Genomic DNA, 14844 nt, shown 5'->3' with positions numbered 1-14844 from the left:
CTTCTTTTCACTATACCATAGGACTTGGAGTGTTTCACCGAATGCCCGCTGGAGAAAACCGAAATCGTGCTTTCGGTGTCGTTGTCAAAATTTTGCGGGGGAGGCTTTCGTTTTTTCGGTGATCGCTGCGCGTTCGCCATGGTAAGGTGAACCATATCGAAGATGACGAGGTGCGATGATGGAGAAACCGAATCGACTTATCTATTTAGATCGGATAAAAGTTCTGATGACGGCGCTGGTTGTGCTGCATCACACGGCAATTATGTATGGCGGGAGCGGCAGCTGGTACTATTACGAAAATCAAAACTTTGGAGCGTCGGCCATTTTGCTGACCTTATTTACGGTCACCAATCAATCGTTCTTTATGGGGCTTTTCTTTTTCATTTCAGGCTATGTTACACCAGCTTCTTTCGACCGCAAGGGTGAGCTTCGCTTCATGAAGGACCGGATTCTTCGCTTTGGAGTGCCGATGCTCTTTTATATGATGATCATTACGCCGCTGCTGCAGTACGTTTCTTTAGGAGCAAAGGAATCGTTCGGGGACTATATGTGGGGGGATTTTCTTCGGCAGGCAGGCCTTGGACTATCGGGCTTTGAAATCGGCCCGCTTTGGTTTTTGTTTGCTCTCCTGTTGTTCAATGGAGCTTACGCTGCTTATCGGAGAGTGGACCGTGTCGCCGGACAAGACCACTCGGCACTCGGCGCTCCGAAGCTTACGGCTCGCAAGCTTCTCGTGTATCTCGCTCTTGTCGGACTCGGCAATTTCGTGATCCGATTGTGGATGCCGATCGGCGAGGAGCTGCTATCGCTGCAGCTCGGATATTTTCCGGCTTATATCGGGTTGTTTGCAGGCGGGATTGCTGCGTATCGCGGACAGTGGCTGCATAAGCTTACCGTCCCCTCTGCGCGTAGGTGGGGAACTGCCGCTATTCTTGCATTTATCGCTCTTCCAGTGGCCATGATTTTTGGCGGCGCGTTAGAGGGAGATACTTCCGCCTTCGAAGGCGGGATGACTTGGCAGTCGGCTTTTTATTCTATCGTAGATCCAATTTTGGGGCTTGGTATTTCGATGGTGCTGCTTGTCTGGTACCGCAAACGGAAAGATATAGGGGAGAAAAGGACGGCGTGGTGGTCAACTCATGCCTTTGGTGCTTATATTTTCCACCCACTTGCTGTGACGTATATTGCGTTTGCTCTTCAAGGCTTGGAGATTTTTCCATTATTGAAATTTATTCTTGTGGGAGGGATTGCCGTACCAATCAGCTTTGCCGCTGCTTCATTGGTGCGGAAAATTCCGCGTGCCGCTCGTATCCTTTAATACATGAAACATTATTCGCACTTCTGCCGTTTATTAATGGAGTAGAATGAGGGAGAAGAGTGGTCGGTATGAATGTACAAGTATTGTTCTCCATAATAGTTTGTGGCTTTGGTTTCATTGTGGGATTGTTCGCACTTCTGCTGCCGCAGCGTTTTTGGAAATGGTTTTATCTTGGGATTAAGCCTTACCGTAAAAAGGGGCCGTTACGATGGTACTGGCGGCTTATCGTTCAAGGAGTTGGTCTGTTTCTTGTGGTTATAAGCATCATAAGGCTGGTTAAGCTATAGTTCCTGCTGAAAGGAGCAAACATGGATGAAGCGAAACTATCGAGTGTGGATATTTCTCGTTGTGCTATTGTTGGCCGGCTGCAGTGTGACACACTCTGTATCAACGGCAGGGACACGAGAGCTTACGCAGCAGTTGAAGAAGCAGTACCCAGTGGAGAGCATCCAAATTACGTTTATGCGGCCTTCGGTTACGTGTACGATCAGACTAAAGGATTCAGCCTCGAAGCAGGAAGTAGAAGGAATCATTAGTGCGGTCAAAGCTTTTGTAACGGTGGACTCGATGGAAAGCATTGCGGAGAAGGTCGATTGGGATCTTGAAATTTCTACCTTTTACTTAAACGTATATCCTGCGGAAGGTGGAGAGCCGATGCGTTATGCTACCAATTATTTTAAAACGGCGGATGCAAGCAATCATTCCGAAGAAAACTTGGATCGGTACCAAACATGGTTCGAGGTTGGACCCTAGCCATGGGAGCACTAAAACAGCTCGTACGCTTTGGCTGGCAGCAAGCGCTATCGTGCGTGTTCCCTGTCGTTATTTTTGCATCGCTTGCCTTGACTCAGCTTATTCCGCTGCCATGGCTTCCGCGGTATGACTGGCTTCTGCTGATTTGCTTGATCATGCAGCTATGGATGCTCAAATCCGGTCTGGAAACGAAGGATGAGCTCAAGGTGATCACCGTGTTTCATTTCATTGGCTTAGCTTTGGAATGGTTTAAAGTACATATGGGCTCATGGTCTTACCCCGAGGACGCATATACGAAGATATTCAATGTTCCTCTTTACAGCGGCTTCATGTACGCGAGTGTAGCCAGTTATCTTTGCCAAGCGTGGCGCCGTTTACGGGTCGAGCTGATTCGCTGGCCTTCAGCTCCGATCGTCATTCCTTTAACCACAGCGATATACCTGAATTTTTTTACACATCATTACTGGTTTGATGTACGGTGGATTCTATCTATACTTGTGATTGTCGTATTTTGGCGGGCAGCGGTTTCGTACGAGGTGGGAGGCGTTCGGTATCGAATGCCGCTTGCGCTTTCTTTTGTTTTAATCGGATTTTTTATTTGGATTGCGGAAAATATTGCAACGTATTTCGGGGCATGGGAGTATCCGAATCAATCGGATACGTGGCGACTCGTTCATTTTGGCAAGGCGCATTCCTGGCTTCTGCTGGTCATTGTCAGCTTCTTGATTGTGGCTACCTTGAAAAGAGTGAAGGGACGAAGTAACGCGAGAGAACATTCAAATGTAAATCGAATGCTGTAACCATTGTGATCGGGCTGCCGGTAAAAGCTGAGAGAAGCTTATATGGCAGTCCTTTCTTTTTGTATAATAGTTAATGAAGTGAAATATAAAGGTCATTTACTATAATTTGCCCGCTATTATTCGATAAATTTCGAGTCGAACGAAAAGCTTATTCTCTTTATGCATATGTTAATCTCATTAAATATAATGGTGTCGAGATTTGTTTTGCTATTCGAGCTTTCCGTATAGAAGCTTAGAGAGTCTCGTCGTATTTCCGCATCGTACCATGAAATGGTAAAATGAACGTTGGACATCCCGCTGCTGTTGCTGTTGACATCGAAAAATGGGATATGTTATATAAAAAGCAGGGACTAGCACTCTTGCCTAACGAGTGCTAAAGAAGGCGAAACAGAGGCGGACCGCCTCCTTCGAAGTGTAATAATTAAGCGACGATGAAAGGAAGATTGTCTAATGGAGAAAAAACAGTTTCAAGCCGAATCCAAGCGCCTGCTGGAAATGATGATCAATTCGATCTATACGCAGCGTGAAATTTTCTTGCGCGAGCTGATTTCCAACGCAAGTGATGCGATCGATAAAATTTACTACAAGGCCTTATCTGACTCGCAGCTGGTTTTTAATAAAGACGATTACTTTATTAAAATTACTGCTGATAAAGGGAATCGCACGCTGACGATTGCCGACACCGGCATCGGCATGACGCAGGAGGACCTTGAAAACAACCTGGGAGTAATCGCGAAGAGCGGCTCCCTCGCATTTAAGAAAGAGAATGAAGTTAAAGACGGTCATAATATCATCGGCCAGTTCGGTGTAGGGTTCTATTCCGCCTTCATGGTGGCTGACGTCGTTACGGTAATTTCGAAGGCGTTGGGGAGCGATCAAGCCTACAAATGGGAATCCGCCGGTGCCGATGGGTATACCATTGTTCCAGCAGAGAAGGATACGGTCGGAACAGAAATTATTTTGAAAATAAAAGAAAACACGGAAGACGACAGCTACGACGAGTATTTAGAGGAATACCGTTTGCGTTCCATCATTAAGAAGTATTCGGATTTCATTCGTTACCCGATTAAGATGGATGTGAAGTCGCAACGGCTGAAGGAAGGCAGCGAGAACGAATTTGAGGAGTACCAGGAAGAGCAGACGATCAACAGCATGGTGCCGATTTGGCGCAAAAATAAAAACGAGCTGACCGCAGAGGATTACGAGCGTTTTTATAATGAGAAGCGTTATGGCTTCGATAAGCCGCTGAAGCATATTCATATCAGCGCGGACGGCGCGGTTGTTTACAATGCGATCCTATACATTCCGGAGCATACGCCTTTTGATTATTACACGAAGGAATATGAGAAGGGGCTGGAGCTGTACTCCAACGGCGTGCTTATTATGGATAAATGCGCCGATCTGCTGCCGGATTATTTCAGCTTCGTTAAAGGGATGGTTGACTCTGAGGACTTGTCGCTCAATATCTCCCGCGAGCTGCTGCAGAATGACCGCCAGCTGAAGCTGATTGCGAAAAACATCAAAAACCGCATTAAGAAAGAGCTGCAAACGCTGCTGAAGGAAGAGCGCGAGAAGTACGAAAAGTTTTACAAGTCGTTCGGCAAACAGCTGAAATTCGGCGCTTACAGCGATTTCGGCGCGCATAAGGACGATTTACAGGATCTGCTGCTGTTTTACTCCTCCAAGGAGAAGAAGCTGGTTACCCTTGACGAGTATGTCGAGCGCATGCCTGAGGATCAGAAGTACATTTATTACGCTTCAGGCGAGTCGGTAGAGCGCATCGAAAAGCTGCCGCAAACCGAGCTGGTTGCCGATAAAGGCTACGAAATTCTCTTTTTCACGGATGAAATTGATGAATTTGCTATTAAAATGCTGCGCAGCTACAAGGAGAAGGAGTTTAAATCGGTATCGAGCGGCGACCTTGGCATCGAAGCTGATGAGAAGGAGAAGCAGCAGGAGAACGAGACGGAGAACAAAGAGCTGTTCGAGCAGATGAAGACGATTCTTGCGGACAAGGTAAAAGAGGTAAAAGCGTCCAAGCGCTTGAAGACGCATCCAGTGTGCTTGTCCACCGAGGGTGAAATCACCATCGAAATGGAGAAGGTTTTGAAGGCGATGCCGGACAGCCGTGATGTGAAGGCGGACAAGGTGCTGGAAATCAACGTTAACCACGACGTATTCAAGTCGCTGAAGGAAGCGGCAGATGGTGACCAGGAGAAGCTGAAGCTGTACACGAATCTTCTATACAATCAGGCATTGCTGATTGAAGGGCTGCCGGTTGAAGACCCGGTGCAATTTACGAACGACATGTGCAAAATTATGAAGTAAATGAACAGGGGAGTGACAGGCAAAATCGGTCGGGACTCCCTCATGATAGTGTTAATTCAAATAACCTGCTGGGCGTATTTATTTTGACCATTAATGTAAACGGCAGCCTGTCGTTGGCTGCCGTTTACATTAAGTCAAGGGGATTACGAGCAGCCGGTGATCTATTCTACTTTCGCTCCATAAGACAGAGCTACCAAAATACATTGTTCCCGATCCATTTTCATACCGGTAATGGTAAAAGTTTTGAAATCTATCCCTTCCATAACAGCGCCTCTTGCATCAGCCCCCCTTACGTTAGCTTTTGCCAGTATCGCCATAGACAAATCACTATTTCTTAAATCTGCCTTTTCTAAATTGGCTCCTGATAAGTCAGCCTCAAAAAACTTAATACCCCGTAAATCCTGCTTAGCTAACCCGGTATTCCTCAAGTTTGTGTAAGACCAGTCGCCTCGAACTATAGAAATGCCGTCCAAATTTGTGTTGGAAAACTCAGACCCCATCATTTTACAATCCTCGAATTTCGAAACAAAGAGGTTCGCTCCGTTAAAGTTGCAATTCTCAAACGCAGTTTCTTGATGAATTGAGCCAATCAATAAAGCACCACGGAAATCGCATTCAACAAACCGACAGTTTGTAGAATTTATCTCCTCTAGTGATCCATTAGCAAATGAGCAGCGATAAAAAGTACAATTCATGAGCTCGCCGTACCTCAAATCCTGGCTGCCGAAATCTAAATCCTGATAGTTTTGATTGATATGTTGGAACATTTGGCTCCTCCTGAATCATGGACCTTTATTTTAACCAATTATTGTCGATAGAGCATGTTTATAGATCATACTCTGTTTGCCTGAGGGTGATTGCAGCAATATGATGTACTTATCGAAAAATTCAATGGTTCCCTTAATGGGTACTCCATTAGTTGTAATGATCGTGCATACTTGGCGATTTTTAAGGAATTGGTGCAGCTGATGATCTTGATTTGGTTCTCCCATATCGACTATCCTTCTTTCTATTAAGAATTTCATAAATATCGTTTTTACTATAGCACACGGGTGTCAAGTACCTGCATAATCCATCCAAATAGTCAATACTTTTTTTGAAACTTCATGGGTTCGCCGGGTGAAATGAATCTCGTGGGGCAGATGTAATCAATGGTTTTCTCTTCATGCCGCCGGCTCCGTTCTGCGGTTTATGACTCTAGCATCATTATCCAATTATTTCATTGACAAATACAATATATTGATATAAATTAAACTTCGCTGACTATATATTGTTGTACGGGTGTCTTTCTTTTCGAAATAGGGAAGAAGACTTAATAGGGAAGTCCGGTGCAATGCCGGCGCGGTCCCGCCACTGTAAGGATGGAGTGCTGCTCCGAGAACGCCACTGGTTATGTTTGCCGGGAAGGCGGGGCGCATGCTGACTCCGAGCCAGGAGACCTGCCTGTACATGACACAATCCCTACGATGGATAGGAAGGTGTCCGAAGCTGCTTTGCTGCGAAGTTCAGGCGAAATTTGTCATTGACTGTCGTTAAAGCGCATTCGGCACTAACATTACTCCGCCGGGTGTGCTTTTTTGTGTCTTTAACGGATGAAGTCAGTATGCAAACGTAAAGCTGAACAGCCTCTTAAGCCTCACCGCTTAGAGTAAAGGAGACATGCTGCTATGCTGATTTTGTTTGATTCCAAGACAGGCAACGTAAAGCGGTTTATTCAAAAGCTGAATTTACCCTCGCAGCAGATTCATGAGGATCTCGTTGTGGACGAGCCGTATGTTTTGGTTACGTATACGACCGGTTTCGGTCAAGTTCCCGAGAAGGTGTCGGGTTTTCTAAAGCGGAATCATTCCTTTCTATGCGGGGTAGCCGCGAGCGGGAACCGCAATTGGGGCGAAGGCTTTGCCAAAAGCGCGGATCGAATTTCCGCCGAGTACAAAATCCCGGTTGTGACGAAGTTTGAGCTGTCGGGGACAAAACGGGATGTTGAATCTTTTTTGACTGGAGTGAGTGCGCTTGCGGCACATTGAGTTGAATAACCTGCTGATGCAGCGGGACCAGGATGGATTTTTCCAGCTTTCGAAGGATCAGGAAGCGGTACAGGAGTTTATGCAGGAGGTGCAGCGCAAAAGCCTGACCTTCAACACAACGACCGAAAAGGTTCGTTATATGATTGACAACGACTACTATGAGAACGTATATGAGAAGTATTCGGAGGCTGAGGTCGAAGAAATTTATGCGATTACACACGGATACAACTTTGAGTTCCCTTCTTATATGGCGGCAAGCAAGTTTTACACGGATTATGCGGTAAAAAGCAATGACCGCTCCGTTTATCTCGAGCATTATCCGGATCGTGTAGCCATTGTGGCTCTTCATTTGGCACGGGGCAGCATGGATACGGCACGCGCGCTAGCCGCTTCGATGATGGAGCAGCGGGTGCAGCCGGCGACGCCGACGTTCCTCAATGCAGCGAAAAGCCGCCGCGGCGAGATGGTGTCCTGCTTCCTGCTGGAAATGGACGACTCACTTAATTCGATCAACTACGTGCTGTCCACCTGCATGCAGCTGTCGAAAATCGGCGGCGGCGTCGCGGTAAATTTGTCGAAGCTGCGCGGACGCGGCGAGACGATCAAAGGCGTGGAAGGCGCGGCGAAGGGCATTATGCCGGTGCTGAAGCTGATGGAGGACGCCTTTTCGTACGCCGATCAGATGGGACAGCGCAAGGGCTCGGGTGCAGCGTACTATAACATTTTCGGCTGGGACATCATGGAGTTTTTAGACAGCAAGAAAATTAACGCCGACGAGAAGACTCGCCTGAAGACGTTGTCGATCGGCCTCATCGTGCCGAACCGCTTCTACAAGCTGGCGGAGGACAATGAGCCGCTGCATGTATTCGCTCCTTATACGGTGTATAAAGCATACGGCAAGCATCTGGATGACATGGATTTGGACGAAATGTACGACAAGCTGCTGGCCGACGACCGCGTCAAGAAGAAAGTAATCATGAGCGCCCGCGACATGCTGGTGAAAATTGCGATGGTGCAGCTGGAATCCGGTTACCCTTACATCATGAATAAGTCGAATGCGAACCGTTTCCACGCGCTGAAAGGAATCGGCTCGATCAAAATGTCCAACCTATGCACGGAGATTTTCCAGCTGCAGGAGACATCTGAGATCGGCGACTACGGACAAGCTGATCTTATTCGCCGCGACATTAGCTGCAACCTCGCTTCGCTGAATATTGTGAATGTGATGGAGCGGAAAAAAATCCGCGAATCCGTATACGAGGGCATGCTTGCGCTGACGGCGGTTAGCGACATGACCAGCATTTCGAACGCACCGGGGGTAGCAAAGGCGAACCGCGAGCTGCATTCCGTCGGTCTGGGAGCTATGAATCTTCACGGCTTCCTGGCGAAAAACAAGATTGCCTATGAAAGCGAAGAAGCGAAGGATTTTGCCCGCACCTTCTTTATGACGATGAACTTTTACTCCATTGAGAAGAGCATGCATATTGCGCGGGATACCGGAGTGACATTCGACGGGTTTGAGCGTTCGGATTACGCGAGCGGCGAATATTTCACCCGTTATCTCGAAACGGATTACCGTCCGCGTACAGAGAAGGGGAAGCAGCTGTTCGAGGGCTTTGACATCCCGTCGCCGGATGACTGGCGCAGGCTGAGTCAAGAAGTGCAGCAGCACGGGCTGTATCATGCGTACCGGCTCGCGATTGCTCCGACGCAGAGCATTTCCTATATTCAAAACGCGACGTCCAGCGTCATGCCGGTCGTTGAGCTGATCGAAACGCGCACCTACGCGAACTCGACGACATATTATCCGATGCCATATCTAAGCCGCGATAATTTGTTCTTCTATAAATCGGCGTATCAGATGAACCAGTTCAAGGTGCTGGATCTGATCGCAGAAATTCAGGCGCATGTTGACCAGGGCATTTCGACGGTGCTCCATGTGAACAGCGACGTAACGACACGCCAGCTGGCGCGGTACTACATCTATGCGGCACACAAGGGCTTGAAATCGTTGTACTACACGCGTACGAACCGCTTGACAGTAGAAGAGTGCTTAAGCTGCTCGGTGTAAAGCAAACAACGAAGTTATCGGGAACCGGATCACAGAAAATCGGATGCACCCGTTTATTGCAACGAAACGATTACTATTAATTAGTTAGGGGATTTCTCATGAGCGCAATTCAAGCAGTCAACTGGAATCGCCCGGATGACGACTTTACAATAACCTTTTGGAATCAAAATATTATGCAGTTTTGGACCGACGATGAAATCCCGCTTTCCGACGATAAAATGTCATGGATCGCTTTGAGTGAGCAGGAGCAGGAATTATATATGAAGGTGCTTGGCGGCTTGACGCTGCTGGATACCGTGCAGGGCGGCGTCGGTATGCCTAAGCTGACCGAGCATGTGTCCGGTTTACAGCGCAAAGCGGTGCTCGGGTTTATGGGGATGATGGAGCAGATTCATGCGAAGTCATACAGCAGCATCTTTACGACGCTTGCGACGACGGAGGAAATTGACGCTATTTTCCGCTGGGTCGAAAAACAGCCGCAGCTTCAGCTGAAGGCGAAGACGATCTCGGGCTACTATAACCAGATCACGAACCTGAAGGAGCTGTACCTGGCGATGGCGTCCTCAGTGCTGCTGGAAAGCTACTTGTTCTACAGCGGATTCTTCTATCCGCTTTATTTGGCCGGTCAGGGTAAAATGACGAGCAGCGGTGAAATCATCGACTTGATCCTGCGCGATGAGAGCGTACATGGATTGTATGTCGGCGTGCTGGCTCAGGAGGTTTACGCGGATCTGAGCGAAGACGAGCAGCGCGAGGCGCTGGAGACGCTGCATGGGCTGCTGCATTTTCTGCATGAAAATGAAGAGACCTACACGGAGGAGCTTTACGGAGCTGTTGGACTTGTTGACGAGGTCAAAGCATATCTTCGATATAACGCGAATAAAGCAATGATGAACCTTGGCCAGGAGCCGTTGTTCCCGGAAGAGGACATCAACCCGATCGTACTGAACGGCATCAGCACCCATACGAAGCAGCACGACTTTTTCTCGAAAAAGGGGAATGGCTACGTGCGCGCGATTAACATGGAGCCGCTGACCGACGACGATTTCAAGTTTGAGTAGGAAGAACAGCTGCACTTGGGCGGGGCCATTAGAACGGTTAGCGAGGGCATCTTGCTGATGCGCCTAATGGCTCTTTTCTTGCATTGGCTGCCGAAAGTGATTTAGTAGCAGAGGGGGAATAATAATGACGGTTATCGAGCTGTTAAAGCAGCGCAGAGCGGTACGGAATTATGTGCAGAAGCCGGTCGAGGACGAAAAAATCGTGAAGCTGCTGGAGGCGGCGGTCCTGGCGCCGAATGACCGGCTGCGCGAGCCGTGGCATTTTTACGTGCTGCGGGGCGAGGCGATTGAGCGGTACAAGGAAGCGGCGCGGCAGTTTTTGGAGGAGCGTTTCCCGACAAAGCCGCATCTCGTTAAGGATTCGCTGGCGGTGCTGGAAACGACGCCGCTGATTATCGTCGTGACCTCCGACATCGTTGAGGGAGACGAGGCGTCCTCCGAGGACAACGAGTATGCGTGTGCCTGCGCGATTCATTCGATGTGGCTGACCGCGGCCGAGCTCGGCCTTGGCATGGTATGGCGCACACGCGGCGTAGGTCTTGTGCGAGACCGCAGGAGCTACGATTTGATCGGCGTGCCGGAGAATCGTAAGATCGTTGGCTCGCTGTTTATCGGGTACCCGGCAGACGAGGTTCCGGCCACAGCCCGCAAGCCGCTGGAGCAGAAGGTGACTTGGCTCAATGAACTAAAAGCTTGAGAAATCAAGCTTTTTTTTGCATTTATAATCGACATAAAATAATTCGTTGAGTTTGGGTATTGATATTACTATAGTCTAAAAGCAGGCAGTGGAAATAGCTGGTTGATGAGCCGAAGACTCTGACTTACCACTAAAAAACCTATTCGGGGCACAGTAGCATTGGTTGGCCCTATCAATCCGCACGTTTCATACGTGAGGAAGAAACAGATAAAGCCGGTACTATCGGTGACGGATCGGTAAGCCTTGTAGCGGAGACCGGATCAGGGAACATCATGTTGAGGCAGCGATAGTTCACGTATACCCTCGAAAAGAAGTATGGTTGAGCGTGAAGTAGTGTATACCATTTCAGGAAGGTGAAATATGTTTAAAACAATCATGATTGCTTCGATACCTTTTATATTTTTAGTGATTTTATATTTCTTTATTAACAAGAGGTTAAATGCGATTATACAAAAAAATAAACGAGTAGCTTTTTGTGAACTAGTAAGAAAAGAAAAGGAAACACTTAGAGTGGGTATGACTTCTCCTAACTTTAAAACTTATATTTTTCATTTTAGAGATATGTACGGGAATCGTATAAAAGTACAGACAAATGATACCGATTACTACAACACGATTAATCAAGGTGATAGAGGAAATTTAACTTACTCAGGAGAATTATTTATACAGTTTTTAAAAGCAGATGACTAGAGTTTATGGTGTACTCACAAATATTAGGAAACTTTGTCCCAGTTACTAATTTACATTATTAGGAATGGAGAATTGAATGCAGATGGAGAAACTATCTTATCGAGAAAATGAATGAAGGTGACGAAGGGAATTTTGAAGTAAGAGGTATTTTTTTAAGGAATTTTGTAAAAAACGAAACCAATTTTAAATAAACGAAACTAGTAATTCACATGAAGCAGCAATAGGTAACCCCCGTATTCTAAACACTCCACCTGCATCAAAGCTACCAGAAAACTCCAAAAAAACTTCTTCTATGTGTGTAGTACAAGAAACGTTTCCTAATATATTCCATTAAAGTTTCGTTCTACCTAATAAATAAGCCAGAACGTACGATTTTGATATAAAGAGGAAATCGTTCTATAGATAGAGGAACACTTCAAATGCTAAAGTAACGGCGTACCGGACAGGATGATGGAGCGCAGCTTGGCGTTGGAGTGTTCAAACCCAATTTGAGTCTGCCTCATCATTTTCTGGTGCAGTAGAAAAACCAAAAATATGAGGAGAGGATCATGTTGTTGAGAGTTTTCAGAAGACGATTAAAAAGGGCGTTGGTATTACTTGTCATGCTTTCTATGGTAATCCCAACGTTTTCCGGTCAGAGTTTCGCTGTGGATCAGGATGGTCAGTTCTCCGACATCAAGGGACACTGGGCAGAAGGAAAAATTCAAGTATGGATTGACAAAGGTTTGATCAAAGGTTACACGGACGGCTCATTCAAACCTGACAATTTCATCACTAGAGCGGAATTTATGAGTTTGGTTAATCATGTTTTTGGATACAAAGTTGAAACGGGAATCAGCTTTACAGACGTTGCTAAGGATGCCTGGTTTTACCGAGCAGTATCCATAGCGAAAGCAGCGGGGTATATGGATGGGTACACGGATCAGACGATGAAGCCGGAGCATCCAATAACTCGTCAAGAAGCAGCAAAGATTATCGCGACAATTAAAGATTTAGCAGAGGATCAGGAAACTGCGAATTCTTTTCGTGATTCATCCTCTATTGCAGCTTGGAGCAAAGGTTTTGTAGGTGCCGTTGCAGCTGCCAATATTATGGTCGGATATTCAGACCAAAGTTTTAAACCCCTGAATCAAATTACTCGTGCGGAAGCAGTTGCTGCATTGCATAATGCTTTAGGAATGGACCGTTTGACCGACGTAATTTATGACAAAGCGGGTACCTATGAAGGTCAAACGATTAAAGGAAATGTGTTGATTGCTGCAACAGGTGTTGTTCTGAAAAACATGAACATTTCAGGAGACCTCACCGTAACCGAAAAAGTAGGAGAAGGGGAAGCATCGCTTGAGAATGTTGCTGTAGAAGGGACAACCTTTGTCTTCGGCGGCGGAGAAAACAGTGTGTATTTTATCGATTCAGTATTGCCTGAAGTAAGGGTAAATAAAAAAGGCGGAAACGTTCGAATTGTTGCAAAAGGAAGCACGAAGGTCAATAACGTAATGCTTGAATCCGGAGCTAAATTAGAAGAAGATTTGGATTCAGGTGCAGAAGGATTTAGCAGCGTCGTAGTTGGAGGAGAAATTTCTGAGGACGACGTCGTTGTGTTTGACGGTTCTTTTACGGAAGTGAATGTAAGAGCAAAAGTGAAAATCACTGTTGAACAAGGTGCTGCTATTGAGATCGTGAAAGTAGGGGCACAGGCAGGCGGAACGAATATATCTGGTAGCGGAACCGTGAAAAAAACGGAAATCGATCCTGATGCCAAAAATGTGAATGTATCTACTCCACAAGCTAACACAAGTGGCGGAGGCAGCGGCGGGGGTGGTGGGTCCTCATCTAATGATGACGATGATGATGATGTGGTATCGAAGCCATCGAAGCCAGTGGGAACGACGAACGAACTGAATGTACCTGTACCAACTGTAGAGTATCCTTTACCCGTTGTAAAAAATGGAGAAAATGCCGCTGATGGCACATTAAAAAATATTCCTGCCACGAATCCGTTCATTAAGATTTTAGATGGCTTTGATAAGGTATGGTCCTTGAACCAACCGAATTGGAGAGACGGAACGGCATTAGTGGAGCCTGGAGCAAACGGAAAAGCTGCGAAGTATGGGGATGGACCTGAGGTTTATTTTGACGGCTACAAAAACAATGCAGCAGCAGTCGTTGCGGAGAAGAAAACCTACAAGAACGTAGAAATTAGAGATCCGGCGACTTGGGTTGCCAATATCAAATATGTTGAAGATGTGACTCAAAACCGTACTNACCTACGACAACGTAGAAATTAGAGATCCGAATACTTGGGTTGCCAATATCAAGTACGTTGAAGATGTGACTCAAAACCGCACCGATGAAGAGGCGTTGGCAGCCTATTATGACGACCAGCGCGACAAGATCTACAGTATGATGGAAGCTTTCGGTCCACTGGCGAATAAGTACGTCGATATTGTTAAGCCGACGACGAGTGTGACACGAAACGTATATGAAATGAACTTGGTACTGGAAGAAGAAACCGTAGAAGATCAGAGCCAAGGCATGGGGAATTGGGAAAATTCCGAGCTTTCCGAAATGTTGGATTTGGTGAGCTTGATTCGCTTTAGAACTCCGGCCTCCTCCAATCCTTCGAAATATTTCTACTCCTCGCCAAGACCGTGGAGAATGAATTCGAACGGAGAGGTTGTAGAGGTAGTCGATGAGAATGGCTTAGCTGTTTGGGAAACGCTCGGCAGCGGCCAAGGAACTTCTGAAGCTTTACCGTCCGGCGGAAAGAAATCAACGGGAGAAAGACACTTCCAGCAATATGAATCGAACGTAAAGGTCATTCCTGCATTGCAGTATATAAGAAGAAAAGCGGAAGACGGAATGGGGAAAGACGGAGCATTCCCAAGCGGACATACGAGTGCATCGTACTTGACGGTATTAGGGTTCGCATATGCAACGCCTGAAAGATACGCTGAATTTTTAACAAGGGCCGCTCAAATGGGTGAAAATAGAATCGTAACCGGCATGCATTCCCCGCTTGATGTCATTGGTGCAAGAATACAAGCTACAGCCATGGTTGCCTATGCATTGAATAAGGAAGAGAACAAAGAAGTCATC

Annotated in this window: 13 protein-coding genes and 1 riboswitch; of the genes, 11 read left to right on the top strand and 2 right to left on the bottom strand. The window is 46.7% G+C overall.

Annotated elements, in window-relative coordinates; all coding sequences use genetic code 11:
* The first annotated feature begins 178 nt into the window (after nt 1–178).
* The 4 genes from GQS10_RS13195 (at nt 179) to htpG (ending at nt 5199) form a co-directional block, all read left to right on the top strand.
* On the top strand, nt 179–1318 hold the full coding sequence (locus tag GQS10_RS13195; RefSeq protein WP_166242905.1) for an acyltransferase family protein: 1140 nt from the start codon (nt 179–181) through the stop codon (nt 1316–1318).
* 312 nt (nt 1319–1630) lie between these two features.
* Nucleotides 1631–2071, top strand: coding sequence for a hypothetical protein (locus tag GQS10_RS13190; RefSeq protein ID WP_166242903.1), 441 nt, complete (start codon nt 1631–1633; stop codon nt 2069–2071).
* A gap of 2 nt (nt 2072–2073) precedes the next feature.
* On the top strand, nt 2074–2871 hold the full coding sequence (locus tag GQS10_RS13185) for a DUF817 domain-containing protein (protein WP_166242902.1): 798 nt from the start codon (nt 2074–2076) through the stop codon (nt 2869–2871).
* Between the two features lie 450 nt (nt 2872–3321).
* Complete coding sequence (gene htpG / locus GQS10_RS13180) at nt 3322–5199, top strand: molecular chaperone HtpG (protein WP_166242900.1); 1878 nt, start codon at nt 3322–3324, stop codon at nt 5197–5199.
* Between the two features lie 161 nt (nt 5200–5360).
* Here htpG and GQS10_RS13175 read toward each other — a convergent pair whose 3' ends face one another.
* Nucleotides 5361–5966 (bottom strand): pentapeptide repeat-containing protein, encoded by a 606-nt coding sequence (locus tag GQS10_RS13175; RefSeq protein WP_166242898.1) that lies wholly within the window; start codon nt 5964–5966, stop codon nt 5361–5363.
* Between the two features lie 30 nt (nt 5967–5996).
* Nucleotides 5997–6191, bottom strand: coding sequence for an RNA chaperone Hfq (gene hfq, locus GQS10_RS23500; protein ID WP_166242896.1), 195 nt, complete (start codon nt 6189–6191; stop codon nt 5997–5999).
* A 270-nt stretch (nt 6192–6461) separates the two neighbouring features.
* Nucleotides 6462–6660, top strand: a riboswitch (cobalamin riboswitch).
* 206 nt (nt 6661–6866) lie between these two features.
* Here hfq and nrdI point away from each other — a divergent pair.
* The 7 genes from nrdI to GQS10_RS22935 all read left to right on the top strand — a co-directional run.
* Nucleotides 6867–7226 carry a class Ib ribonucleoside-diphosphate reductase assembly flavoprotein NrdI gene (nrdI, locus tag GQS10_RS13165; RefSeq protein WP_166242894.1) on the top strand — a complete coding sequence of 120 codons (360 nt, stop codon included), beginning with the start codon at nt 6867–6869 and terminating at the stop codon, nt 7224–7226.
* Nucleotides 7213–9297, top strand: coding sequence for a class 1b ribonucleoside-diphosphate reductase subunit alpha (nrdE, locus tag GQS10_RS13160; RefSeq protein ID WP_166242892.1), 2085 nt, complete (start codon nt 7213–7215; stop codon nt 9295–9297). The genes nrdI and nrdE overlap by 14 nt, the downstream gene beginning before the upstream one ends.
* A 98-nt stretch (nt 9298–9395) precedes the next feature.
* Nucleotides 9396–10358, top strand: coding sequence for a class 1b ribonucleoside-diphosphate reductase subunit beta (nrdF, locus tag GQS10_RS13155; RefSeq protein ID WP_166242890.1), 963 nt, complete (start codon nt 9396–9398; stop codon nt 10356–10358).
* 124 nt (nt 10359–10482) lie between these two features.
* The gene (locus GQS10_RS13150) at nt 10483–11055 is read left to right on the top strand and encodes a nitroreductase family protein (RefSeq protein WP_166242888.1); all 573 of its coding nucleotides are present in this window, start codon (nt 10483–10485) and stop codon (nt 11053–11055) included.
* A gap of 360 nt (nt 11056–11415) precedes the next feature.
* Entirely contained in the window at nt 11416–11745 is a 330-nt protein-coding gene (locus GQS10_RS13145; protein ID WP_166242886.1) for a DUF2500 family protein, read from the top strand.
* A gap of 548 nt (nt 11746–12293) precedes the next feature.
* Nucleotides 12294–14033 (top strand): S-layer homology domain-containing protein, encoded by a 1740-nt coding sequence (locus GQS10_RS23155; protein WP_243735147.1) that lies wholly within the window; start codon nt 12294–12296, stop codon nt 14031–14033.
* A 43-nt stretch (nt 14034–14076) separates the two neighbouring features.
* Nucleotides 14077–14844: phosphatase PAP2 family protein (locus GQS10_RS22935; protein WP_341805063.1), on the top strand; the 768-nt coding region annotated here is incomplete at its 3' end.

Source organism: Paenibacillus turpanensis, assembly GCF_011421635.1.
Taxonomy (GTDB): Bacteria; Bacillota; Bacilli; order Paenibacillales; family YIM-B00363; genus Paenibacillus_AK; species Paenibacillus_AK turpanensis.
The sequence above is the reverse complement of the archived record's forward strand: the minus strand, read 5'-3'. Positions and strand labels throughout refer to the sequence as shown.